Genomic DNA, 23,105 nt, shown 5'->3' with positions numbered 1-23,105 from the left:
CACGATGAGTGCGCACTCCTGTCGTTACTGTGATGCCGGTGGCGTCGAGATCGTGCTCGACCTCGGCGATCAACCCGCCTGTGACGATTTCCCGCCTGCCGACGATCCCCGGGCCGATCCGTTGTTCCCGTTGCGGATGGGCATGTGCACCGCATGCGGGCTGGCGCAGCTCCTCGAGGACGACACGGCCGCCGAGGAACCGCGCGGCATCGAGTCCCATGCGCTGATCAGGCAGGCCGAGCAGGCCGTGGCCAGGGCCGCCGCCGCAGGCCTCCTGCCTGCCTGCGGGCGATTCGTCGAGTTCGGCAGCCCGCACGGCGGCTCCTGGGCAGGCCTGCTGACCGATCGAGGGCTGACGCGGGCCGAGCCGGGCAGACCCGCCGATCTCGTGCTGGACTGCTTCGGCCTGATGCACGAGCCGGACCAGGCCGCGGCGCTGGCCCGTCGGGTCGACCGCCTCGCCGAGGGCGGGACGCTGCTCGTCCAGTTCCACTCCCTGGCGGCGATACTCCGCGACGGCGAGTGGAACGCGCTGCGCCACGGGCATTACGCCTACTACTCGACGCCCGCGCTGGTGAACATGCTGGAGACGGTCGGGCTGGTGGCTCGGCGGGCCTGGACCTTCGACCTCTACGGCGGCACGGTGCTGCTCGCCTGCACTCGCGAGGGCAGGCAGTCCGACGGGGTCGCCGCGCTGGTCCGGGAGGAGCGGGCGTTCGGCGTGCTCGACGTCGGGCAGGTCAGCCGCCTGCAGCTCGCGATGGAGCGCGGCGCGTTGGAGCTGTGGTCCTGGCTGGAGCAGGCCTCGGGCAGCGGGCTGCGCGTCCTCGGATACGGCGCGGCGTCTCGGTCGGTCTCGCTGCTCTGTGCGGCGGGTGCCGGTCCCGGCCTGCTGCCCGCCGTCGTCGACGCCGCCGAGTCCAAGCGCGGCAGACGGCTGCCGGGCGTCGGCGTCCCGGTCGTGGGTCCCGAGTTGTTGCGCACCGACCGCCCTGACCTGGTGCTGTTGTTCGTTCCAGACCTGCTCGCCGAGGTCCGCGCCGCCTATCCGGAGGTCGAGGCAGGCGGCGGCCGGTGGGTGCGGGCCGACCACATCGGCCTCGGCATCCGAGTCCCGCTCGCGCGCGGCGCCGAGCCGTCGGTGCTGGAGATGAGGGAGACCTGATGCACCAGAAGCCACCCGTTCCTCGGACTCCAGGGCTCATCGGGCGGGCCTGCCCGCCGGTCACCGTGGGACTGCCGGTGTACAACGGCGAGGACTACCTCGAGCGGGCTCTCGACTCGCTGATCGGACAGCAGGGCGTCGACTTCGAGATCCATGTGGCCGACAACCACTCGACCGACGCCACCGAGGAGATCTGTCGCGGGTACGCCGCGCGGGACGAACGCATCCGCTACATCCGACGCGGTCGGGACATCGGCGTGATGGCGAACCACAACCAGTTGGTCCAGCAGGCACGCAGCCCGTTCTTCGCGTGGTCCGGACACGACGACGTGTGGCTGCCGAACCGGCTCCGTCGCTGCCTCGACGCGCTGCTCGCCGAACCGGCAGCCGTGCTCGCGAGCACCTCGGCGACCGAGATCGACCCGGCCGACCAGCCCGTCGGCAGCTGGCACAACCGGTGTCGTGTCGACCATCCCGACCCGGTGACCAGGCTGTTCGATCTGCTCTCCGTACAGCATCACAACTACTACTGCTACGGGCTGATCCGCAGGACCGCGCTCGTCGAGACGATGCTCAATCCGCCGATCAAAGCGGGCGACCGCGTGCTGATCGCCGAGCTGGCCCTGCGTGGGCCGTTCGTCGACATCACCGAGGAGCTGCTGTTGCACCGCATGCATTCCGGACGTATCAGCCAGAGCGTCGGGCCACGCGAGTTCTACCGCAGCCAGTGCGGCGATCACGCCAGGACCATCGTGCTGCCCAACGTCGAGGAGGGCCGCTGGTTCCTCCGCGCGGTGCTGCGCTCGCCGCTGCCGCCCAGGGACCGGGCGAGGGCCCTCTACGCCCTGCGGCCCTGGCTGCGCAGCAATGCGGTGCCGATGGCGCGGAACCTGGCCCGAGCGGCGGTCGACGGCGCCCGGCTGCTCGCAGACGGCTCGCGAGGCGGGCCGAGGAGGTAGCACGTGATCAGGGAGGAACACGGAACCGTCTGTGCCGAGGCCAGGGCGGAGCGCATGGCCAGAGCGGCGCGGACGGCGACGGCGGTCGGCGGACGAGCGAGGCAGCCTGCCCTGCCCGACCCGGTGCCAGGGCCGGGCATGGACGCGGTGCAGGTCTTTCGAGTGCTGCGCAGGCAGTGGCGTCTGACGACGGCGCTGATCACGGTGCTGCTGGCCCTGTGCGCCGCGACCGTGTTGGTCGTGCCCGTCCAGCACCGGGTGACCGGGGTGCTGCTCGTCCTCACCCAGCCGGGTCCTGAGGGCGGCAACCCGTACGCGCAGGTCGACCGGGCCCAGGCTCAGGCCGCGGCGCTGGTGGTCACGGTGCTCAACGCGCCCAGGACGCGGGCGGAGCTGGCGGCGGCAGGCGCGACCGGTGACATCGAGGTGTCCAATGAGGACGGGCAGCTTGCCGAGGACAGTCCGTTCCTCACGGTGACCGTGACGGCGGTCGAGTCGGCTGCCGCCCTGCGGACCAGCGCGATCGTCATCGATCGGGCGCGGGAGGAGCTGGTGCGTCGACAGGACGCCTCCGGCGTCGCCCAAGGCGAGCGAGTCGAGTTCAGCGAGGTTCTGCCTGCCGACCTCGCGACCACGACCCGTGCCTCGCAGCTGCGTGCCGTGGTGCTCGTGTTCGGGCTCGGGCTGATCGCCGTGATCGGCGGCGTCGTGCTGGTGGACCGGGTGCGGGCGAGTCGTTCGACGACGGCGCCCGACGCGCGTCCGCAGCGGAATCAGTATTCGCGGTGACCCCTCGACTGCTCGCCCGTGCCGCCGGCGCGCCGACACCGGCGGGGCTGGTGGTCGTCCGGCCCGCACTGGTGCTCGCGGTGTTCGCCCTGGCACTGGCCCTGCCGCAGACTGCGGTGTTCGCCGGGGTGGGCGGGGCGCTGACCCCGGCGCGGCTGGTGGCCTGCGCGGCGCTCGGCTGGTGGCTGCTGGCCCGATTCGCGGGTGGACTCGGGCTGCGGACCGCGCGGAACGGCGTGCGCCGTGCCGCGTTGCTCTTCCTTCTCCTCGCCGCCCTCGCCCATGCCGGGGCGTCGGCGCGCGGCATCCCCGACGAGCTGCTCGCCGCCTCGGATCGGCAGGTGGTGTTGTTCCTGCTGGCGTTCGGGGTGCTTCTTCTCGCCTGCGACGGGCTCGGCGATCTCCGGGCGGTCCGGATCGTGCTCGGGGCGCTGGTTCTCGGCGTGGCGGCCTCGGCGGGCGTGGCGATCGTCCATTTCGGGCTCGGGGTCGATCTGCGTCCGGTGGTCGTTCCACCGGGACTGGTGATGCAGGGACTCTGGGACGCGGACCTGGCCCGAGGCGGCCTGCTCCGAGCCATGGGGCTGGCCAACCATCCGATCGAGCTCGCGGGGCTGTGCGCGCTGGTCCTGCCGCCTGCCCTGTATCTGACCTGGTACGCCCGGCATCGACTGGTGTGGCGGTGTTGCTGTGCCCTCCTCGTGCTGGGAGCGCTGACCACGATCTCGCGCACGGCGCTGCTCGGCATCGCGGTCGTGGCCGTGCTGCTGCTGCCCGTGCTGGGCCTGTTCCGGTGGGCGCTGTTCGGCACGGTGCTCGCGGCGCTGCTCGGCGTCGCGGCCCTGTCTTGGCCGAGGCTCAGCGCGGTGCTCCAGCGCACTGTTCTCGGCTCTCCCACCGACAACAGCGTGCAGGCCAGGCTGAACGACTACGCCTATGTCTCGGACCGGCTGGCCGGGGCCCCGCTCAGCGGGCAGGGCTTCGGGACGTATCTGGCCCCGCCGCAGCCCTATCTGGACAACCAGTACCTGCTGACCTCGGTGGAGTCCGGACTTCCCGGCCTGGTCGGCCTCGTCGCCCTGCTGGGGGCGACGGCCGTGGCGGCGGCGGGGACGGCATGGCGGTGGCGGGCCGGTCGTCGGCTGTTCCGGGGCGAGGCGGCGTCCATGCCTGCCGGGCGGGGAGTCGGTCGGCGGGGCGGGCTCGGCGCCTCGGAGATTCACGCGGCGGCCTGGGCGGTCTTCGCCTCGACGGTCGTCGGTGTGCTCTGCCTCGGCACCTTCGACGCCCTGGCCTTTCCACAGTTTCTCGGCTCGCTGTTCCTGCTGATCGGTGTGGCGGGAGCGCTGCTCGCGTTGCGCGAAGACTCGAATTCGATGACGGGGGGTCTGTCCGGTGCGCGTTGAGGTCGCGGACGGAACGGTGTTGGTCGCGGTGGTCACCTACAACTCGGAGCGTGACCTGCCCGCATTGCTGGGCAGCCTGCCCGCAGCCATGGACGGGCTGCGGGGGTGGCGACTGATCGTGGCGGACAACGGCTCCACGGACGACACCGTGGGGTTGGCACGCACACTGGCGCCGTACGCGCAGGTGGTGACGAACGAGGCGAACCTCGGGTACGCGGCCGGGGTGAACACCTGCCTCGCGCTCGCGCGAGAGGGCGAGGCCGTGCTCGTGCTCAACGCCGACGTCTACCTGACACCACGAGCGGTCCCCGCGCTGCTCGCGGCCTGTGCGGACCCGGAGGTCGGCATGGCCGTTCCCCTGGTTCGCCGACCCAACGGTGTTCGCGAGGCGACCCTGCGGCGGCGCCCCACCGTGCTCCGGCAGTGGGGTGAGGCGTTGCTGGGCGGCGCGGCGGGCCGGATTCCCGCCCTCGGCGAGCGGATCACTCCCGGCACGGCGATCGAGGCGGACTGGGCGAACGGCGCGGCCCTGCTGATGCCGTCCAGGGTGGTGTCGCGGATCGGCTGGTGGCGGGAGGACCTCTTCCTCTACTCCGAAGAGGTCGACTACTGCAGGCGGATCACCGACGCGGGATGGCGGATCAGACAGGTGCCCTCGGCCGTCGTCTATCACCGGGGAGGCGAGTCGACGACGGTGCCGGAGCTGTGGGCACAACTGGTCACCAACCGGGTGGTGCACCTGGCGAGGTGGGAGGGCAGGCGCGCTGCGCTGCTCGGGTGGCTCGCGCTGGTGGTCGGGGCGCTGTTGCGGACTCCGCTCGGCCGGGCCACGCATCGGCGTGCTCTCGGCGCTCTGCTCCGGGGCAGGTCGCGGCTGGTACGAGGCCTGCCGTCGCACCCGGCGACGGGCGGTCGGCTGCCCGCTCGCGCGCTCACCGACGAGTCTCGGGTGCGGACATGAGCGCCCGGCATCGTGCGCTGCCGAGGGTGGCCAAGGACGTCCTGCGTCGACTGATCGGTCGCCACGTGGTGGCCGAACGCTGGTGGCGGCTGCGCTTCGCGGCGCGGCGGCGGGCCGACCGACGGGCCGAGGAGGCCGAGGTGCGCAGGCTGCGCCCGACGCTCCCGCAGCTGCCCGCCGCGGAGGTCGTCGTGGTGATTCCGACGTATCGCAGGCCGGAGCGCCTCGCCCGCGCCGTGCACAGCGTGCTCGCCCAGACCGTCACCGACGTCGAGATCATGGTGATCGACGACGGGGGCGGCGAACCGGGTGTCCTGCCGGACGACCCGAGGCTGACGGTGCTGACGCTCTCGCGTAACCACGGGAGCTGCGGGCTTCCCCGGAACGTGGCGATGCGGCTCTCCCGATCGCCCTTCGTCGCTTTCCTGGACGACGACAACACCTGGCGCCCGGACCATCTGGAACGCACGCTGCGGGCACTGCACGCGGGATCGGGCCTGGTGTACACGGCGGTACGGCGCGTTCGCGAGGACGGTTCGCAGCTTGACGTGCTGGGCAGGGACTTCTCCCGTCGCGCGCACTCCGACGACTCCTGGGTGGACGCGAACTCGATCGTGGCGCGGCGGTCGGCCCGGCTGCGCTTCGACCCCTGGGCCAGGCCGAAGTGGGTCAATCCGAAGGAGGACTGGGAGTTGGTTCACCGGCTGTCTCGACGGGTCGCGGTGACCTATCTCCCGGTGGTGACCGTCGACTACGCGGTTCACGACGGGAGCTACTTCACCGAGTGGCATCGCGTGCCCGACGACGTGATCCGCGAGCACCAGCGCGACGAGCGGACTCCGTCGTGACCTCGGACGTCCCCGCGACCCCGGCGGCGAGGTCGTTGCTCACCGTCGAGGGGGCGGCCGCGCGGGACCCCGCGCGAATGAGGGGCAGACGATGACCGCCCAGGCGAGAGGCAGACCCTCGGCCCGCTCGGGGTCCGGCGGGTCCGGCCGGGCGGCCGAGAAGCCCGGGCGGGACGCAGGCTCGCTCGGCGGTCGATTCCGCCGAGGCCTGCGACTGAGCCTGCTGAACACGGTGCTGTCGCGGGCGGGCACCTTCGCGTTGGGCGTGCTGCTGGCCAGGGTGTTCGTCCCGGAACAGTTCGGTGTGTACGCCGCCGCGCTCGTTGTCCAACAGCTGTTGTTGACGGTGAACGACCTCGGCGCCGCGGCCGCGTTGGTACGTCGCCCGGAGACCGCGGCCGCAGGGGGCGCGGGCGAGGTGGCGGCGGGGGGAGCCGTGCGGGCCGACGCGGGGTCGCCGGGTGCCGGGCCCGGGGCTTTCCTGCCATCGGCGACGGGCTCGCCTGCTGCGTCCTCGCCGTCCTTGCCGCTCACGGAGCCCGGACCGGCTGCGGACCGGCCTTCCCCGGCGGGGCTGCCGACGGTGCTGCGCACCGTGTCCGGGCAGATCGCCGCTGGTGATCGCCCGGCAGGCGGCCCGGCCGCTGCGGCGGCCGATCCCGATCCCGCCGGGCGGACGAGCCGGGGCGAGCCGATCCGGGTGGACTCCGCCGACGGGATCGACGCCATGCTGCCGACCGCGTGGACGCTGTCGGTGCTGTGGGGCGCGGTGGGCGCGGTCATCTGCCTGGCCGGAGCGGGCGGGCTCGCCGACCTGCTGGGCAGCCCCGCCGCGACGGACCTCATCCGGGTCATGGCGGTGACGCTCCTGCTGGACGGGTTCGCCTCCGTTCCCGCCGCGATGTTGACCAGAGAGCTGCGGCAGGCCCGGCGGCTGGTGGCCGATGTGTCGGGCATGGCCGTGAACCTGACCCTGACCGCGCTGCTGGCCCTCGGCGGGCTGGGCCCGTGGGCGCTGGTGATCGGCAACGTGACCGGAACGGCTCTGACCGCCGTGCTGGTCATGGGGCTGGCGCGGGTCTGGCCTCGATTCGGCTTTGATCGCCGGTACGGCGCGGAGATCACGCGGTGCGGTGCCACGATGCTGGGCGCGTCGATCCTGCTGGTCGTCGTCCAGGCCACGCCCCAGGCGGTGACGGGCAGCCTGCTCGGGGCGAGCACCCTGGGCTTCTTCTATCTCGCGTCGAACATGGCGAACTGGCCCGCCGTCCTGGTGTCGGCCACCGTTGAACGGGTGGCCCTGGCCACCTTCTCCCGTGCCAGGGATGCCGGGAGAGACCTCTCCCATGCGGTCTCGACGGTGCTCGGGCTGGTGTGTGCCGTGGTGCTGCCCGGCGGGGTCGCCTTGGCGGTCCTGGCCGAGCCGCTGATCCAGGTGGTCTACGGGTCGAGGTGGTCGCTCGCGGCGGCGGCGCTGTCCGGACTGGCGCTGGCCGCGGTCGCCAGAGTGGTCGCGGAACTGGTGTTCTCGCTGCTGATCGCGGTGGACGCGATGTCCTCCTCCGTACTGCTGCTCGCCTGCTGGGCGGCGGCATCCGTGCCCGCGACGATCTGGGCGGCCGGGGTCTGGGGCCTGCCGGGCGTCGCATGGGCGCAGGCCGCGGTGGCCCTGCTCGTCGCCCTGCCGGTGCACCTGCTGGCCCTGCGACGGGCGCGCGTCTCGCTGCTCACCGTGGTCGGCGGAGCGGCCGTCCCGCTGTTCTCCGCGCTTGGCTGTGGCGCGTTGCTACTCGGGCTGCGCGGCCTCGCGCTGCCTGCGGTGATCGAACTGGCCGTCGGCGGTCTGGTCGTCGGTGCGGTCGTCTTCGCGGGCGTCCTGCGTGCCCAGCGCAGGGTCGGTGCGGCCCTCGGTGATGTCGACCCGGCGGGCGGAGGACCCCTGCACGGCGATCCGCTGCACGGCGATCCGCTGGGCGGAGACACCGTGATCACCGACGCGGCGACCGACACCATGGCGGTCGGGGCCCCGGCAGAGACGGGCTCGGCGAACGCGCCCCGATCGGATGCGGTCCAGGGTGATGCCGCGCGGTGAACGACGGCCGTCCTCGGAGGATCGCCGAGCGATGGAAAGGCGAATGACCTTCACTCTGCGGAGTGATGTCGACGCAACCAGTGAGTTTCGATGGAAAGGTGGGGTACCAGAGGGGCAACGCCCGGCCGGGAGCGGTCGGCGGAGCGGGAGGTCCAGAATGGTTCGGTTTGCCAAGGCCTTGTTGGTGTTCGCCCCGATGCTGAGCCTGTTCGGCTGGTGGGACGACGATGTGCACCTTCCGAGACCGTCCTCGGTGCAGGAGACCCTCGAGTCGATCGAGATCGATCTCGACTTCGGCGGTTGGTGGCCCTTCAGCGACTCCTGGCCGTTCTTCAACCCCCGGCCCCCGGGCGGACCTTCCCCCGCCCCGCCGGACCCGCCTGCGACTGCTCCTGATGATCCGTCCCCGCCCGTAGCCGAGGAGCCGACGGAGCCGACCACTCCCGGCGTGCCCCCGCTGTCCGACTGGCCCGAGTGGCTGGCCTCCGGCGGGGACCCGGCGGATCTCGTCGGGTTCAACGGTTTCTACGGTGACCAGCGGACCGGGGTGCATCGATGGATCAGCCAGAACCCCCGTGACCCGCTGGCGGTACTGCTGACCAGGGAGATCGCCTCACAGCCGGTCGCATACTGGGTGGCCGACGGGGCAGGTGCCGAGCTGAGCGTCTTCGTCGAGACGGCGGCGGCCGAGAACATGGTTCCCGTCGTGGTCGCCTACAACATTCCGCATCGCGACTGCGGTCAGCACTCGTCGGGCGGTGCGGCCGACGCCGAGGCGTACCGGGACTGGGTCGACGAGGAACTCGTGCCCGCCTTCGGGGATCACGCGGCCATGCTGATTCTGGAGCCGGATTCGCTGATTCACCTCTCCTGCCTGTCCGGCGGGCTCCAGGACGAGCGCCTGTCGCTGCTGTCCTATGCCGTCGAGATGCTGGCCGAGCGGGCCCCTAACACCGCCGTGTACCTCGACGGCGGCGACGGCGTCCACAACTCGCCTGCGGAGATGGCGCCGCGACTCGCGGCGGCGGGCATCGAGAACGCGCGAGGGTTCGCGGTCAACGTCTCGAACTACAACACCGACGAGCAGACCGACGCCTTCGCCGCCGAGATGCGTCGGCTGTTGACCGAGGATCACGACGTCGACGCCGGTTATGTCGTGGACACGAGCCGCAACGGGGCAGGTCCCGGCGGCGACTGGTGCAACCCGCCCGACCGCAGGCTTGGCGAGCCGCCGAGGCTGGCGACCGAGGGCGAGGCCGCCGACGCACAACTCTGGATCAAGCACCCCGGCACCTCCGACGGCGACTGCGGCATCGGTCGCGGCACGGTCTCCGGCGAGTTCTATCCGGACATCGCGCGAGAACTGCTGTCGTTGAACTGATCCCGCCGGCGACGCCCGCCGGTCAGCACCACAGACCGGCGGGCGTCGTCCAGACCGCTCGGCTCTCGGCCCACGACAGGACGGGGGGGACGTGCTCGCCGCGCCGCCAGCGCAGGATCGCGTCCGCCGTCTGCACCGGGTCGTCCGCGATGAGCCATGGCCCGGCAGGGTCGATGGCCTCGGCCAGCGCCGCAGGCAGGACCGACGCCACACCGTGCTCGGCCGCCTCCAAGACCTTGACGCTGATGCCGGTGGCCGAACCGAAGCGGGGGATCACCGCCAGGCCGACTCGCCGGTAGAAGTCCGACACCGAGTCCACCGGACCTGCGGCCCGCACCCTCGGGTGATCGGCGAAGGCCTCGGTTCCCCGACCTGCCAACACGTAGTCCAGTCGGACGTCGAGTTCGCCGAGCCGGTCGTGGACCGGACCGAGCAGTGCCTCCAGCGCCCGCGCATTCGGCGGCCAGCCCGCCTTGCCGATGAAGCCGATCGTGGCGGGTACGTCCGAGGTTCGCGATCGACCCGGCTGCGGGCACAACGGCACGGAGATCGGCTGTGCAGGCACGCCCCAGGCGGCGAGACGCTCGGCATCGAGGCGGGACAGCGCGTAGACCCCGGCGGGCCGGGCGAGCAGCCGTCGTTCGGCGCGGCCGAGTCGGGCGGCCTCGCCGAGCAATCGCAGGGGCCGTGGCGAGTGCTCCCGTGCGATGACGGTCTCCACGTTGTGCGCGATGTGCGCCACGACGTCGACGTCTGCGTGCTCGGCGAGCAGCAGGCCCGGCCAGCCGCTGGTGATCACCCGACGGCCCTTGGCGCGTTCGCCGAGCAGCGACACCGCAGCGGACCAGCCGGGGAACGCGGTGAACTTGCGGCTCAGATAGGGCTCGCCGCTCACCAGCATCCCGAGTGCGATGCGCAGCAGCCTGCCGGGGTCGTCACGGACCTCCAACGGCACCCGGCCCGCTGACCTGATCGGGATGCCGGGCGTGCGGACGCCGGTGGCGGGCGCCGAGTCCGATCCGGTGGTCAGGGTCGCGGCAGGCGTGGTCTGGTCGATCGGCAGGCTGCGTTCGCCGGGCGGGCCGGTCACGCTGACGATCTCGATCTCGTGTCCCTCCGCCCGCAGCGCGGTGAGCAGCCGTCGGTCGACCCAGCCGCTGCCGCCCAACTCGGCACGGTCCGGGGGATAGGTGCAGACGAAGCAGACTCGCATCAGAGGTCCTCTCTGCGGCCGTCACCGCTCGCCGCGTGCGGCAGGCGGCCCGAGCGCGGATCGACCGGGCGCTCGTCAGTGCGGCGGACGACGTCGACGTGGTGTGTCGGGGCGGGCGCCATCGGTTCGCGGGCCGGGGCGAGGGAGTCCTGCGGGCGCCGCGCAGAGCGCACGCGTTCGCGGGCGACCCTGACGAGGAACAGCGGATTGCCGAGGACATAACGCCGAAACAGCCTGCGGGGTTCGCGACAGAGGCGGAAGAGCCATTCGACCCCGGTGCGGCGCATCCAGCTCGGCGCGCGGGACGTGCGTCCCGAGGCGAAGTCCAGAAAGGCGCCGACCGCCACTCCGAGCCGGACGCCGGTGGCGGGCAGGTGCCTCGCGAGCCACAGTTCCTGGCGCGGATTGCCCATTCCGACGACGAGGACGCCCGCGCCGCTCGCCTTGATCCTGGCGGCGACGGCGGGACCGTCGGCTGCGGAGAAATAGCCCGGCAGGCTTCCCGCCGATCGCAGGCCGGGAATGCGGTCGGCCAGGCGCGCCGCTGCCAGAACTCCGACCTCGTCCCGACCGCCGAGGAAGAAGACGCTCAGTTCTCGGTCAGCAGCCAGCCGAAGCACCTCCGGCGTGAAGTCGGTGCCGTTCAGATTCGTCGGGAAGGGAGTGCCGTGCCATCGGGCCGCCATCGCCATTCCCGATCCGTCGTTGAGCACGAGGTCGGCGTCCCGGAGGACCCGGTGGTAAGCGGGTTCGGTCGCCGCGAGGTTGGCGGAATGCGCGTTGACGTAACAGAGCAGCGCGGGGCCGGGCTGGTCGAGCAGCCTGCCCACCTCGTCACGCGCCTGGTCCAGCGTCAGCCGGGCCACCGGAATGCCGAGGATAGGTGCCGTGGGAATATCCGAGGGCATGGATGAATCGTGCCCGCATACGAGAAGTGCTGGCGTTCGCCGCCATTAATCAGATCAGGTGACTTCTTTCGGTCGAGCAGACCGAGAATTTTCAATGCTCTGGGTGTCGGCATTCCGGCATTAGGGTCGGATCTTCGGTCATCAGAGTAAGAGCCTGTCTTCAATCCCCACTTTCCTGTTGCGCGGGGTCAGCGCGGCGATCTGCGGCGTTGTCGTCAGTCAACATAACTCCGTTATGTCTCTTTCCTCCCCTGGCAGCTCAGCCACGCTGATCCCCGCTCACGACTCCAGGGGGATCAAAGACAGGCTCTAAGAGCGAGGATGACGACATGGCCTCACGAGAACGAGTCGAGCCGTCCTTCGCCCGATCGATGCAACTGCAACGACGGCTCCACGAGCTGGTGCCCGGCGGCGCTCACACCTACGCGCGCGGTTCCGATCAGTACCCGGAGCGAATGGCGCCGATCCTGGTGCGAGGAGCGGGTGCCCGAGTGTGGGATGCCGACGGAAACCGGTTCGTCGAGTACGGCATGGGCCTGCGGTCGGTGACCCTGGGCCACGCCTATCCGCCGGTGGTCGAGGCCGTTCGGCAGGCCGTGGCCGACGGCACCGGGTTCTCCCGCCCGACCACGCTGGAACTCGCCGCCGCCGAGGACTTCCTCACGCTCATTCCCGGCGCGGACATGGTCAAGTTCGCCAAGAACGGCTCCGACACGACGACCGCGGCCGTTCGGCTGGCCAGGGCGGCCACCGGGCGGGACCTGGTCGCCGTCTGTGCTGATCAGCCCTTCTTCTCCGCTGACGACTGGTTCATCGCAGGCGTCGGGATGAACGCGGGCATTCCGGCTGCCGTCCACGCCACGACGGTGCGATTCCGCTACAACGACCTCGATTCGCTGCGCGCGCTCTTCGACGCACACGACGGGCGGATCGCCTGTGTCCTGCTGGAGGCGGCCACCGCCTTGGCCGAGCCTGCCCCCGGCTTCCTCACCGGGGTGCGCGCGTTGTGCGACCGAACTGGCACGGTGCTGGTCTTCGACGAGATGATCACGGGTTTCCGCTGGTCGGCGGGCGGTGCGCAGGGCGTCTACGGGGTGACGCCCGACCTTTCCTGTTTCGGCAAGGCGATGGGGAACGGCCTGCCGATCTCGGCCTTGGCCGGGCGCCGCGAGCTGATGGAGCTGGGCGGGCTGGCCACCGACGCGCACCGGGTGTTCCTGCTCTCCACCACGCACGGCGCGGAGACCGTGTCGCTCGCCGCCTTCCGCGCCGTGGCGGCGGCCTATCGACGAGACGACCCCGTCGGAGTGATGGAGCGGCAGGGTACGGCACTGGCGGCCGGGGTGAACCAGGCAGCGGCAGAGCTGGACCTCGCCGACTTCGTCGCCGCCGTCGGCAGACCGAGCTGCCTGGTCTTCACCACGCGCGACGCATCGGGGCAGCCGAGCCAGGCTTTTCGCACCCTGTTCCTCCAGGAACTGCTCAAGAACGGTGTCCTCGGTCAGTCCTTCGTCGTCTCGGCAGCGCACACGGACGACGACGTCGCCGACACCGTCGAGGCGGTGACCCGCGCGCTGGACGTCTATCGAAAGGGGCTGGAGTCCGGTCTCGACGGTCTGCTGCACGGCAGACCGGTGGCCCCCGCACTGCGCAGCCATGCCGCGCCTCGGCGGCTCTGACGAGGCGGCGGTGGTCGGCGGAGCCGGTGAACGGAACTGATCCGGGGCTCTGCTCGACGGCTCTGGTCGGAGAGCGGGCCTCGAACGCGGCGCGGTCGGGCAGACCGGGCCGCGCGGCTCGGGGGTCGTTCGTCGGGCGGCCCACGGTGGGCGGTGACCTGAGCGATCCGGCAGGTCGGGGTCGCCGGACGCGGCGGGTTCCTTGTCGGATCGTCTCGGCGGTGCACACATCCGGCTAGGAACCCTCGGAGTCACTGCGTGGGCCGACGGTGTGATCGGGTCGGGCGGAGTACACCGGTCTGCTCCGGCCGTCCTGACTCCGTGTGCGCGGGGATCGTCTCGGACAGCCGGCAGGCGGCCGGGCCGTGCGAGGTGCTCGGGTGTGCCCCCTCAGCCCAGGACGACTCGGACGAGGCTCTGATCGTCATGCCGCTTGGCGCGCGGCCACCGCCGCCCGTCGGGGTCGGACTCCTCCGCGGCGCGGACGTCGTCGAGCACCGCCTGGACGCCCGCCGTCCTGGCCCGATCCGCCAGCGCGTTCCAGTCGGCGAAGAGGCCGTAGTCGTCGACCCCGCAGGAGACTCCGTCGCTGGCCAGGAGCACCTCACGGACCTCCGACCTCGGCCAGCTCGACACCACGGCCTCCCATGCCGCCGCAGGCAGGGCCTCGGCCACCCAGAACCCGCCGGGGACGTTGCGCAGCCGCGCCGTGCGACTCATCGCGGCTCCCAGCGCCTCTCGATGCCCCCCGTCAAAACCGCCGCCCGTGCGGAGGCGCTCCCGGAAACCTCGGGACGTCGAAGATTCCTCCGACGAGGCCGCCCCAGATGCGGCGGCTCCGACAGTCGCAGCCCTCGGCGGATCAGCGGATGTCGCGCCGCCTCTGCCTGCCTGGTCACCAGAATCGGGGGCGGACGACCTGCGGGACGAGCGCAGGCCTGCCAGCCGGTCGTCGGTCACCGGCCGGACTCCGGAATCGGTGAAGGCCACCACCGGACTGTCGGCGAGCACCAGGGCCTCCACGATCTCGTCGTCCCAACGCAGCAGTGCGACCGTGCTCGAGGGCGAGTCGCCGGGCGTGAGGTCGTGCCTGCTCACCAGGGTGGAGATCGCCTCGGCCAGAATCGCTCGCAGATCGTCGCCTCGGCCGGGGAGTCGGCGGGCGAGTTCGTTCGCGAGTCGCTCGGCGTACCAGCCGCCGTTCTGCTCCCTCGGCGTGAGCATGGTCGCTCCGTCCAGCAGGACGATCGCCTGCGGCAGCACGACCACGCGATCCTCGGATCGCACGGTGCCTGCCCGCTCGGCCACCTCGACAGTCGGCATCGACTCACCCTACGGGCGGCGGGCGTCGCCGCGAGCCGGACCGGATCAGGCGACGGCCCAGCCGCAGGGCATCGCCTCGGCCGGGCCACATCGGGTCAGCCGGTCGGCCCGTCAGTCGAGGGCCGTGCGACCGGGGCGGTCGGAGTCGGCGGGATCGTCGTCTCCGGTGCGTCGGGTGTCCCTGCCGATCGATGCTCGCAGGCAGCGGCCTCGGCCTGCGGCTCCGGTCGCGCGGCCGGACCGGAGGACTCCGGTCTGATCGATCGGTTGCGGACGGCGACGAGGGGCAGGAAGAACTGGGTGATCGGTCCGATCGCCACCGCGTAGCAGATCGTGCCGAGACCGAGCGTGCCGCCGAGGAGCCAGCCTGCGGTCAGCACGAAGATCTCGATGCCGGTGCGCACGAGCTGGACTGACCAGCCGGTGCGAGCGGCGAGGCCGGTCATGAGGCCGTCACGGGGGCCCGGACCCAGCCGAGCGCCGACATAGGTGGCGGTGGCCAGACCGTTCAACACGACCCCGGCGACGAGGAAGGCGAGCTGCGGAGCCGGCGTCTGCGGCGAGGGCAGGATCGCAAGTGCGGCATCCACGATCAGGGCGATGACGAGGACGTTCGCGACGGTCCCGATGCCGGGGCGTTGCCGCAGCGGAATCCAGGCCAACAGCACCAGGCCGCCGGTGATGGCGGTGACCTGGCCGAAGCTCAGTCCGAGCCGCCGAGTGAGACCCTCATGCAGCACATCCCACGGCGGCAGGCCCACGCCGCTGCGCACCATGATCGCCATACTCGCCGCGTAGAGGACGAGGCCCGGCACGAGCCTGCCGAACCTGGCGGTCGGCCGGTCGGCCAAGGGGAGCATGGAGAGATCGATACGAGGGCCATTCGCTGCCATGTCGTCATCCTGCGAGAACTTGGCCTGCTATATCTCGGGCCAATCTGGAACAATTGGCCTCATGTCAGCCGTGTTCCCGCTCGGTAGCCGCATCTCCGGGAGCCGGCTCGCCGAACTGCTCGGACCGTGGCGCGACGGCAGCGGCAGACAGGGCACGGCCCGGCTCGCCGCCGCACTACGCCAGCTCGTCCTCGAGGGCAGACTCGTGGCAGGCACCAGGCTTCCCTCGGAACGCGAATTGAGCGCCACGCTGGCGGTGAGCCGCACCATGGTGACCTCGGCCGTCGACCGGCTCCGCGAGGAGGGCCTGCTCGCCAGCAGACAGGGGGCGGGAACCTGGGTGACGCTCGAGGGGGCGGTTCGGGAGCCGGGCGGCTGGAGTGCGATGTCCGAGCCCGCCCCGTTGGACCTGGCCCTGGCGAGCCCGGCGGCGATACCGGAGTTCCCCGCCGCCGTCGAGCGGGCCGCTCGCAGACTGCCCCCGTTTCTCGCGGGCGGCGGACACCAACTGCAAGGCCTGCTGGAACTGCGCGAAGTGATCGCCGACCGCTTCACCCGGCGCGGCCTGGCCACCGGACCGGAGCAGATCCTCATCACCAACGGCGCTCAACATGCCTTCGCCCTGGTGCTGCGGATGCTCGTCGCCCCCGGTGACCGAGTGCTCATGGAACAGCCCGGCTATCCCAACGCCTATGAGGCCGTCCGCGCTGTCAACGGACGGATCGTCGTCGCCGCGCTTCGTGAGGACGGCTGGTGTCTGGCCGAGATCGAGGCCGCCGTCCGGCAGTCCGCGCCCCGCCTCGCCTACCTGATGCTCGACTTCCACAATCCCACCGGTTTTCGCATGGCGGCGCCGGAACGCGACCGGCTGGCAGGCTTGCTCCGACGCACCAAGACCATGGCCGTCATCGACGAGACCCTGGCGGAACTCGATTTCGACTTCGACCCCGCCGCCGTCCCACCGCCCCCGATGGCCGCCTTCGCTCCGGAGCAGGTCATCACCATCGGCTCGTCGAGCAAGCTGTTCTGGGGCGGTCTGCGGCTGGGCTGGATCAGGACGACCCCGGAGCTCGTGCACCGGTTGGGCGCCGCCCGACTCGGCATGGACCTGGGCTCGCCGATCACGGAACAGCTCGTGCTCACCGAGCTCTACACCGAGGCCTTCGCCGATGACTCCGCAGTCGTGGCGCGGCGGCTGGCTGGTTTCGCGCGCAGCCGCGACCTCGTGCTCGACCTCGTCGGGCAGCACTGTCCGGACTGGTCGGTGCGGCGGCCTACGGGCGGGCTCTCCCTCTGGTGTGACCTGGGTGCCCCGATCAGCGCCCGGCTGGCCGCCTCGGCGAGAGACCGGGGCGTCCGGATCGTGTCCGGGGACCGCTTCGCCGTGCACGGCGGCCTGCGGGATCGTCTCCGGCTGCCGTATGCGCTGCCGCCGGAGCAGCTCCGCGAAGCGATCCGACGACTCGGGATGGTGGCGGCCGGACTCTCCACACGGGGCGGTCCGGAGCAGGAAGGACCGGTTCTCCCCGTGACCTGAGCGGTGCGATCAGCGGGCACGAACGGGACTTCCGGCGGGCCTGATCGCGGGCTGATCCGGTTCGATGATCTCCCGGGATCGCGGGGCGGGCCGCCTGCCCGCCCCGCGACCTGCTCACCGGCACGGCCCCTCGACGTGCCGGGGAGGGCCGGCTGTACTGCCGGCTGTCCCAGGTGCCCGCTCGGTGGTACGCGGGTGGTCTGATCGATGTCCCTCCGACCAGTGGGCTGGTCGGAAATGCTGATGGGGCCGACTCCGGCGGGCGGGCGGCCCATCGGAGTCGGCGGTGAGCGGGTGGCTGCAACGCGCTCGATGCCGAGAGAACTCGAAGCGGGGAACAGAAGAGCCTGCGTGCGAGGGGCGGCGGGCGCCGGATCGGCTGTTCTGGCGAACTCGCGGGCCGTATGCGGCGGCAGCTGCCACCACGGCGGACGGCGGGACGAAGACGCCCGAGCCTGCGTCCGCGCCGGTCAGTCAGGAGTCGGCGCCGGGCGGCGACTGAGGTCGCCGGTCGGGCAGCCGACTTCGTCTTCCGGGACCGACGACAGCGTGGGCTCCGGCAGGTTCGCCTGACAGGTCAACACGCCCTGGAGGCTTCGCTGCGGTCCGTGATCTGTTCCGATCGACGCCGAGGACAGCGCTGCGGGATTGAGCGCAGGCTGCTCCGACCAGCGACGCAGGGGGCCGGACTCCTGTGCGGATGTAGAAGGCGGGGCGATCGTCGACGCGGCACCGGGCGCGGGCGCGCTCGCAACAGCTCGGTCGTCGTGACCGGTGGTCGAGTCGAGAAGAGCGGCTGCGGCCTTCTCGGCGGAGCGGCCTGCCACGGTCCCGGCAGAGCCCGCAGCTCGGTCGGTCTCCTGGTTCTGGTCGTCTCGCTCGTCGTGCCCGACAGCAGGCCCTGGCGGTCGTGGGCTGTCGTCCGGCGCTGCCTGCGGCGGAGTTGGGATGAACGGGGTCGCGACGAGTGGGGTCGGGACGAGTGGGGTCGGGACGAGTGGGGTCGGGACGAAGGGAGTCGGTATGAGCAGCGCCGGGACGTCGAGCACGGGCTCCGGCAGCAGCGGAGCAGTCTGCTGCATGTCGGGCCTGCCGACGAGGTCGGGCAGCAGGCCGGGTCCGGCAGAGCTGATCTGCTTGAACGGCGCCTCGACGAGCCCGCCCCGCACGGGTGCCACGACCTCGCCCGACGCGTCGATCTCCTGATCGCCGAGGTCGACGTCGGCGAGCGAACAGCAGATTGCGGCGATCCTGTCAGCGTGGCCGGGCAGACCTGGCTGGTCGTGCGGCAGCTCAGCAGCTTCTTCTGTGTGTGCGGCCTGCGATGCGGCCGGGAGTACGGCCTGTGAAGCGTCCTCGGCATCATGCTCGGTCGGCGCGGCCTCGGTGTCCTGCACTGCTGCGGACGCCGTCCCGGCTGGCGCCGTCCCCGTCGTCATCCCGGTCCCCGTCTCCGTCCCCGGTGTCGGTGCCGTTTCCGAGGTCGCGGCCGGAGACCGCACGGATGCCGTTCCGGCAGTGGCTTCCGAAGTCTCGGGCGCCGCAGCGATCGCCGAGGCTGCCGTCGTGGTCTCGGCAGTCGGGCTCGCCGTCGTCGGGGTCGGCGTCTCGCGAACTCGACGGTCTTCCTGATCAGCAGGACGAGGCGATACGGATGTCTGATTCCAGGATTCAGGCGGGGATGGGCTCTCCGCCGCGGCGCTCGCTTCGACCGGCCTGGCCGCCGCCAGCGCCGTGTCCGAGGGATTCAGGTCGTTCGCACTCGCTGCCGGGCGCGGCTCGTCGGGTTGTCCGGCCCGCGGTGCGATGCCCGCGTTCGCCCCTGCCGACGCGTTGCCTGCGGATCTGCCGAGATCGCCGGAGCGGTCGGACGCCTCTGCCGTGCCGATCGATGCCGAGCCCACCAGCCAGACGGCTGCGATCATCCCCGCCACGACTGCCAGCCGCACCCCGATTCGGCACAGCCGTCGCCTGCCGCCGTGCTCTGTCGCGGTGCGGAGCACCCTCACCACCACCTGCGGATGACTGGCCTCGTCTCGACGATCACGCGTGATCAGTACGCCACCCCATAGTCGGTGGTTCGCCGTTCGATCACGAGAGGCACCGCCGCTAACCACTCGGAAAGGCGGCTGATCTATCACCGTACGAGTGATTCTCCGTTAACTGGTTACACAGCGTCATAGCCGATCTTGCGGTGCCCCGTCTCGTGGTCGCCCGCCGGGTGGACGGCGAGTTCTTCGCATTCTTCTGCCCATCGACACGGCGAATTCGACGGCGGGAGGAAGACCGATTTTCAGCCGGTCGGCACGCCGAGCGATGCCCCGGTCGTCGCCCCCGGCCTCCGCGACGCATCGGCGCTGCCCTGGCGATTGAAGCCGGCGCGCCCGTGGACCCTCCTCATGAATCTCCCGACAGCGAAACTCCAGTGCGGAGAGGACTCGACACGTCAAATCGTCGATCGATCCGACTGGCTTGTCTTGTCGAGGCCGCTCAGCGGGTTGCCGGTCCGGTACATCCGGTCACCTGCCGGGCTGGAAGTGAGATCCGGCGGCTCAGGCTTCGAACCATCGACTCAGCTTGTGGTCCACACGCCAGAGGCACCTCGACGATGACTGCTGAGAAGATGCGTGTCGACCATTCCGACGGCCTCCATCAACGCGAACATCGTGGTGGGACCGACGAAGGAGAAACCTCTCTTGCGTAGAGCCTTCGACAGGGCGATCGACTCGGGCGAGGTCGTCGGGATCTCGGCGATCGTACGCGGCTCCGGAGTCACCTCGGGCTGGAAAGACCAGACGAAGGCGTCTAGGCCGCCGTCCGCACGAAGCGCCATCGTCGCCCGTGCATTGGCGATGGTGGCGAGGATCTTCGAGCGGTTCCGCACGATGCCTGCATCGGCCATCAGCCGTGCCACGTAGGCATCGGAGTACGCGGCGACCGTGTCCGGGTGGAAATCATGGAAGGCAGTGCGAAAAGCCGGTCGCTTCCGCAGGATCGTCACCCAGGACAGGCCTGCCTGGAACGCTTCGAGGCTGATCCGCTCGAAGAGCTCCTGCTCACCGTGAACCGGCATTCCCCACTCGTTGTCGTAGTAGTCACGCAGCAGCGGATCGTCGACGGCCCAGGGCGGGCGGGCCAGCCCGTCGGCACACAGCACGGTGCCGTCGACGGACGGAGTGCGGTCTGCGCGTGTCATCGGTTCTCATCCTCCCGCCGGGTCGTCGGTGATGTTCGACCCTGTCTGTCATGCGACATCCCGGTGACCCGCATGGTGATGTTCACTCTTCCGTTCGTCAGGCCGAGCTCGGGAGCCGCCGTGTTCGGATAGACCTTCGGAACGCCGTGATACGCAAAGCGCGCGGGGCCGCCGAAGACGAACAGATCACCAGAGGCCAGCGTGACATCGACGTACGGGCGGCCCCGTGTCTCGGCGTTGCCGAACCGGAAGAGACAGGCGTCTCCGAGACTCAACGACACCACCGGATCGGCGGACTGCTCGTCGGCGTCCCGATGCATCCCCATCCTCGCGTGCCCGTCGTAGAAGTTGACCAGTACGGCGTCCGGTTGATAGCTCGTACCGGCCGCCCGGTCTTCGAATGCAGTCGCCACCGCCACCTTGCCCAGCTGGATCAACCAGGGCGGCAGCCGGGCGACGCGTGCCCCGTTCACATCGCCTGCGGTGCGGGTGTAGCGGTAAGGCTGCCAATGCCAGCCCAGGCACACCGTGCGCACGGACATCCGATGGCCGCTCGGCAGCGTCGCCGCGCGCATCGGCACGGGCCCGCGTGCCCACTCACGACACGCCGTCAGCAGCCGTCGCTGCTGCGCAGGGTCGAGCCAGCCGGGTATGTGGACTGCGCCGTCGCCGATCTCACGGCGCCCAGGGGTGAAGAGGGTGTCCACTGCGATCGACCTCCTCGCTACGACGTTCGGGCGGATCGGGACTCCCTCGCCGCTCGATCTTCGACAAGCCGATGTATCGGCAGGCTGCCTGGCTCCTGGCGCCCGGCTCAGGTCGCCGAAGCTACCGGGCTTCATGACTCGGCGACGGTGCTGGTCGGCGTCTGGTCATCGAGAACCTGCGGTGCGCATCCTCGCCCGGCCGGTGGCCGGAGCCCGGTGGCGCGTCGGGCTTGATCACGCTGTCTGGCCGTCACGACGAACCAGGCGGCATCGGGTGAACTGTGCGTCAGGCCGTCGGCCGCAGGGCCACGGGGTCACCGACCTGCCGACCTGCCGCCTTACCGACCTGCCTGCCGCCTTACCGACCTGCCGACTTACCCGGTGGCTGACTCGCCGAGTAGCCGACTTGCCGAGCGCCGAGGCGCCGAACGCCCACCTACCGAACGCCGAGAACTCGAACGCTGAGGAGTCGAGCGCCGAGGAGCCGAACGCCGAACCGCCCTGGGCCGGCCCTCGCCCGCCTGCCCAACCAGGCTGATGAACCGGCCACCCGTGTGGGAGATCCGGACCTGGCCGCCGGATGCCTGGATGCGCCGTCGCCGTGGCTGACCGTTCTTCGCCGGTTCTTCGCAGAACCTGTGATCGACTGGTCGACACGAGCACCAGGCCGCCGGAGCTTCGGTCGAGTGCGACCAGGCACGACGGCTCCACCGCAGCGTGTGCGGTGAACTCGATGCCAGCCGTTCGTCCCGTCCGTCGGTGACCGCCGGCAGCGCGCCGTCTTGCCACCGTCGTCCCGGGCTTCGCCCTCCTCGCTGCCCTCGCCGGCGTGCCGCACCGTGTCGCCGTCGCCGGTCCGACAGCGCTCCGGCGTCATGCGGTCTCCAGCTCGAGCAGTGTGTGCTTGGCGTCGGCGCCGCCGACGTAGCCGCCCGGGGAACCGTCGGAACGGACCACGCGATGGCAGGGCACGACGACCGGCAGTGGATTGGTCGCACAGGCCGTCCCCACGGCGCGAACCGCTTTGGGGCTTCCAGCGGCGACCGCGACCTCGGCATAGCTCGCGGTGCGGCCGTAGTCGATCGCAGGCAGCTTGCGCAGCACCGTCTGCCGGAAGCCCTTCGACAGGCTCAGATCCAACGGAACGTCGAAGCGCCTACGGTTGCCTTCGAAGTACTCCTCGAGCTGTCTGATCACCTCTTCCAGGCGTGACGGGACGTGCAGGATGCGAGGACTGATCCGCTCGGCGAGGTTCGCCAGGACGTGCTCGTGGTCCTCAGAGTCGTACGCCACCCTGGCGAGTCCGTGCCTCGTGGCGGCGAGCAGCAGGACCCCGACCGGGGTGTCGACGGTGTGATAGACGATGTCGATCACACCGGCGGCGGCTGCTGCCGTGGCCAGGCGTGCGTGGAGGCGTTCCGTCGTCGTGGCGTCGACGGAGTCGAGGGGCGCGAGGAGCGTGTCGACCTCCGGCTCGGCATAGTTGTTCATCGGGTGTCTCCTCTCGGTCCGAGACTGCCTGCATATGTCCTGCGCAGCGTTCGGATGCCGTCGGCCGCGGCCCGGCGCGCGGCCTCGGTGGTCCCGCCCGTGATCTCGGCGATGCTCTTGTGCGGCAGGCCGCCCAGGTAGTGGTAGGCGACCGTCTGACGCTGCTTGGACGGCAGCTCCTGGAGCGCGGTCCAGAGATCGTGGTTCCAGGCTTCGGGCAGGCCGGTAGTGGCGGGACGATCCGGCAGGCTCTCGGCGGCGACCGTGACCGGGTCTCTGGCGCGGGCTCGGGTGATGTCGACCGCCTTGCGGTGGGCGATGGTGACCAGCCATGCCTCCACGTTGACGGCGTCGTTGAGGTCGGGGTAGGCGCGCAGTGCGGCGAGGAAGGTCTCCGACCAGGCATCCTCGGCGTCTGCCTGACCGACGACGGCCCGGCACACCCGCAGCACCATGGAGCCGTGCTCGGTGACGATCTGTTCGAAGGGCTTCATGCTCACACCAGGTAGACGCGCGAGCGCCCTGGAACGTGAGGTGTCGATTTCGCAGATAGCTCT

Annotated in this window: 19 protein-coding genes; 10 read left to right on the top strand and 9 right to left on the bottom strand. The window is 70.9% G+C overall.

The features are described 5' to 3' along the window. The first annotated feature begins 4 nt into the window (after positions 1–4). The 8 genes from UA74_RS28985 to UA74_RS31280 all read left to right on the top strand — a co-directional run bounded on the left by UA74_RS28985 (position 5) and on the right by UA74_RS31280 (position 9,601). Positions 5–1,165, top strand: a complete 1,161-nt coding sequence (locus UA74_RS28985) for a class I SAM-dependent methyltransferase (RefSeq protein WP_083684185.1) — start codon at positions 5–7, stop codon at positions 1,163–1,165. Then, the gene (locus UA74_RS28980; protein WP_083683781.1) at positions 1,165–2,124 is read left to right on the top strand and encodes a glycosyltransferase; all 960 of its coding nucleotides are present in this window, start codon (positions 1,165–1,167) and stop codon (positions 2,122–2,124) included. Before UA74_RS28985 ends, UA74_RS28980 begins: the two co-directional genes overlap by 1 nt. 3 nt (positions 2,125–2,127) lie before the next feature. Then, positions 2,128–2,913 (top strand): hypothetical protein, encoded by a 786-nt coding sequence (locus UA74_RS28975; RefSeq protein ID WP_075765826.1) that lies wholly within the window; start codon positions 2,128–2,130, stop codon positions 2,911–2,913. Further along, positions 2,910–4,319: an O-antigen ligase family protein gene (locus UA74_RS28970; RefSeq protein ID WP_075743012.1), complete on the top strand. Its 1,410-nt coding sequence runs from the start codon at positions 2,910–2,912 to the stop codon at positions 4,317–4,319. The genes UA74_RS28975 and UA74_RS28970 overlap by 4 nt, the downstream gene beginning before the upstream one ends. After that, on the top strand, positions 4,309–5,280 hold the full coding sequence (locus tag UA74_RS28965) for a glycosyltransferase family 2 protein (protein ID WP_075743011.1): 972 nt from the start codon (positions 4,309–4,311) through the stop codon (positions 5,278–5,280). Before UA74_RS28970 ends, UA74_RS28965 begins: the two co-directional genes overlap by 11 nt. Continuing rightward, positions 5,277–6,128: a glycosyltransferase family 2 protein gene (locus UA74_RS28960; protein WP_075743010.1), complete on the top strand. Its 852-nt coding sequence runs from the start codon at positions 5,277–5,279 to the stop codon at positions 6,126–6,128. The genes UA74_RS28965 and UA74_RS28960 overlap by 4 nt, the downstream gene beginning before the upstream one ends. Positions 6,129–6,219: 91 nt before the next feature. Further along, positions 6,220–8,220 carry an oligosaccharide flippase family protein gene (locus UA74_RS28955; protein ID WP_075743009.1) on the top strand — a complete coding sequence of 667 codons (2,001 nt, stop codon included), beginning with the start codon at positions 6,220–6,222 and terminating at the stop codon, positions 8,218–8,220. A 157-nt stretch (positions 8,221–8,377) separates the two neighbouring features. Next, positions 8,378–9,601 (top strand): glycoside hydrolase family 6 protein, encoded by a 1,224-nt coding sequence (locus tag UA74_RS31280; protein ID WP_198042872.1) that lies wholly within the window; start codon positions 8,378–8,380, stop codon positions 9,599–9,601. A gap of 22 nt (positions 9,602–9,623) precedes the next feature. On the opposite strand, the gene UA74_RS28945 is transcribed toward UA74_RS31280, so the two are convergent. Further along, positions 9,624–10,814: a glycosyltransferase gene (locus UA74_RS28945; RefSeq protein WP_075743008.1), complete on the bottom strand. Its 1,191-nt coding sequence runs from the start codon at positions 10,812–10,814 to the stop codon at positions 9,624–9,626. Further along, on the bottom strand, positions 10,814–11,722 hold the full coding sequence (locus tag UA74_RS28940; RefSeq protein WP_083683778.1) for a WecB/TagA/CpsF family glycosyltransferase: 909 nt from the start codon (positions 11,720–11,722) through the stop codon (positions 10,814–10,816). Before UA74_RS28940 ends, UA74_RS28945 begins: the two co-directional genes overlap by 1 nt. A gap of 329 nt (positions 11,723–12,051) precedes the next feature. Here UA74_RS28940 and UA74_RS28935 point away from each other — a divergent pair, with 329 nt between their 5' ends. Continuing rightward, a complete protein-coding gene (locus UA74_RS28935) occupies positions 12,052–13,401 on the top strand; it encodes a glutamate-1-semialdehyde 2,1-aminomutase (protein WP_075743006.1) in 1,350 nt (449 codons plus the stop codon). Between the two features lie 390 nt (positions 13,402–13,791). Here the strand turns inward: UA74_RS28935 and UA74_RS32560 are convergent, their stop codons facing one another. Both UA74_RS32560 and yczE read right to left on the bottom strand, forming a co-directional pair. Continuing rightward, positions 13,792–14,724, bottom strand: a complete 933-nt coding sequence (locus UA74_RS32560) for a protein phosphatase 2C domain-containing protein (RefSeq protein ID WP_157434498.1) — start codon at positions 14,722–14,724, stop codon at positions 13,792–13,794. Between the two features lie 95 nt (positions 14,725–14,819). Further along, a complete protein-coding gene (gene yczE / locus UA74_RS28925) occupies positions 14,820–15,617 on the bottom strand; it encodes a membrane protein YczE (RefSeq protein ID WP_318533276.1) in 798 nt (265 codons plus the stop codon). A gap of 61 nt (positions 15,618–15,678) precedes the next feature. On the opposite strand from yczE, the gene yczR reads away from it, so the two are divergent. Beyond that, on the top strand, positions 15,679–17,154 hold the full coding sequence (yczR, locus tag UA74_RS28920; RefSeq protein WP_075743004.1) for a MocR-like transcription factor YczR: 1,476 nt from the start codon (positions 15,679–15,681) through the stop codon (positions 17,152–17,154). Positions 17,155–17,624: 470 nt separating this feature from the next. Here the strand turns inward: yczR and UA74_RS28915 are convergent, their stop codons facing one another. From UA74_RS28915 to UA74_RS28885, 5 genes are all read right to left on the bottom strand, one after another. Then, on the bottom strand, positions 17,625–18,593 hold the full coding sequence (locus tag UA74_RS28915) for a hypothetical protein (protein ID WP_157442341.1): 969 nt from the start codon (positions 18,591–18,593) through the stop codon (positions 17,625–17,627). Between the two features lie 1,133 nt (positions 18,594–19,726). Further along, a complete protein-coding gene (locus tag UA74_RS28900; RefSeq protein WP_075765816.1) occupies positions 19,727–20,350 on the bottom strand; it encodes a DNA-3-methyladenine glycosylase I in 624 nt (207 codons plus the stop codon). Further along, a complete protein-coding gene (locus UA74_RS28895) occupies positions 20,347–21,057 on the bottom strand; it encodes an alpha-ketoglutarate-dependent dioxygenase AlkB family protein (protein ID WP_075742999.1) in 711 nt (236 codons plus the stop codon). The genes UA74_RS28900 and UA74_RS28895 overlap by 4 nt, the downstream gene beginning before the upstream one ends. 873 nt (positions 21,058–21,930) lie before the next feature. After that, positions 21,931–22,548, bottom strand: coding sequence for a methylated-DNA--[protein]-cysteine S-methyltransferase (locus tag UA74_RS28890; RefSeq protein WP_075742998.1), 618 nt, complete (start codon positions 22,546–22,548; stop codon positions 21,931–21,933). Continuing rightward, positions 22,545–23,042 carry an RNA polymerase sigma factor gene (locus UA74_RS28885; RefSeq protein WP_075742997.1) on the bottom strand — a complete coding sequence of 166 codons (498 nt, stop codon included), beginning with the start codon at positions 23,040–23,042 and terminating at the stop codon, positions 22,545–22,547. The genes UA74_RS28890 and UA74_RS28885 overlap by 4 nt, the downstream gene beginning before the upstream one ends. Positions 23,043–23,105 lie beyond the last annotated feature (63 nt).

The organism is Actinoalloteichus fjordicus (assembly GCF_001941625.1).
Lineage (GTDB): Bacteria > Actinomycetota > Actinomycetes > Mycobacteriales > Pseudonocardiaceae > Actinoalloteichus_A > Actinoalloteichus_A fjordicus.
Note: the sequence above shows the minus strand (reverse complement) of the source record. Positions and strands in the feature narration are given on the sequence as shown.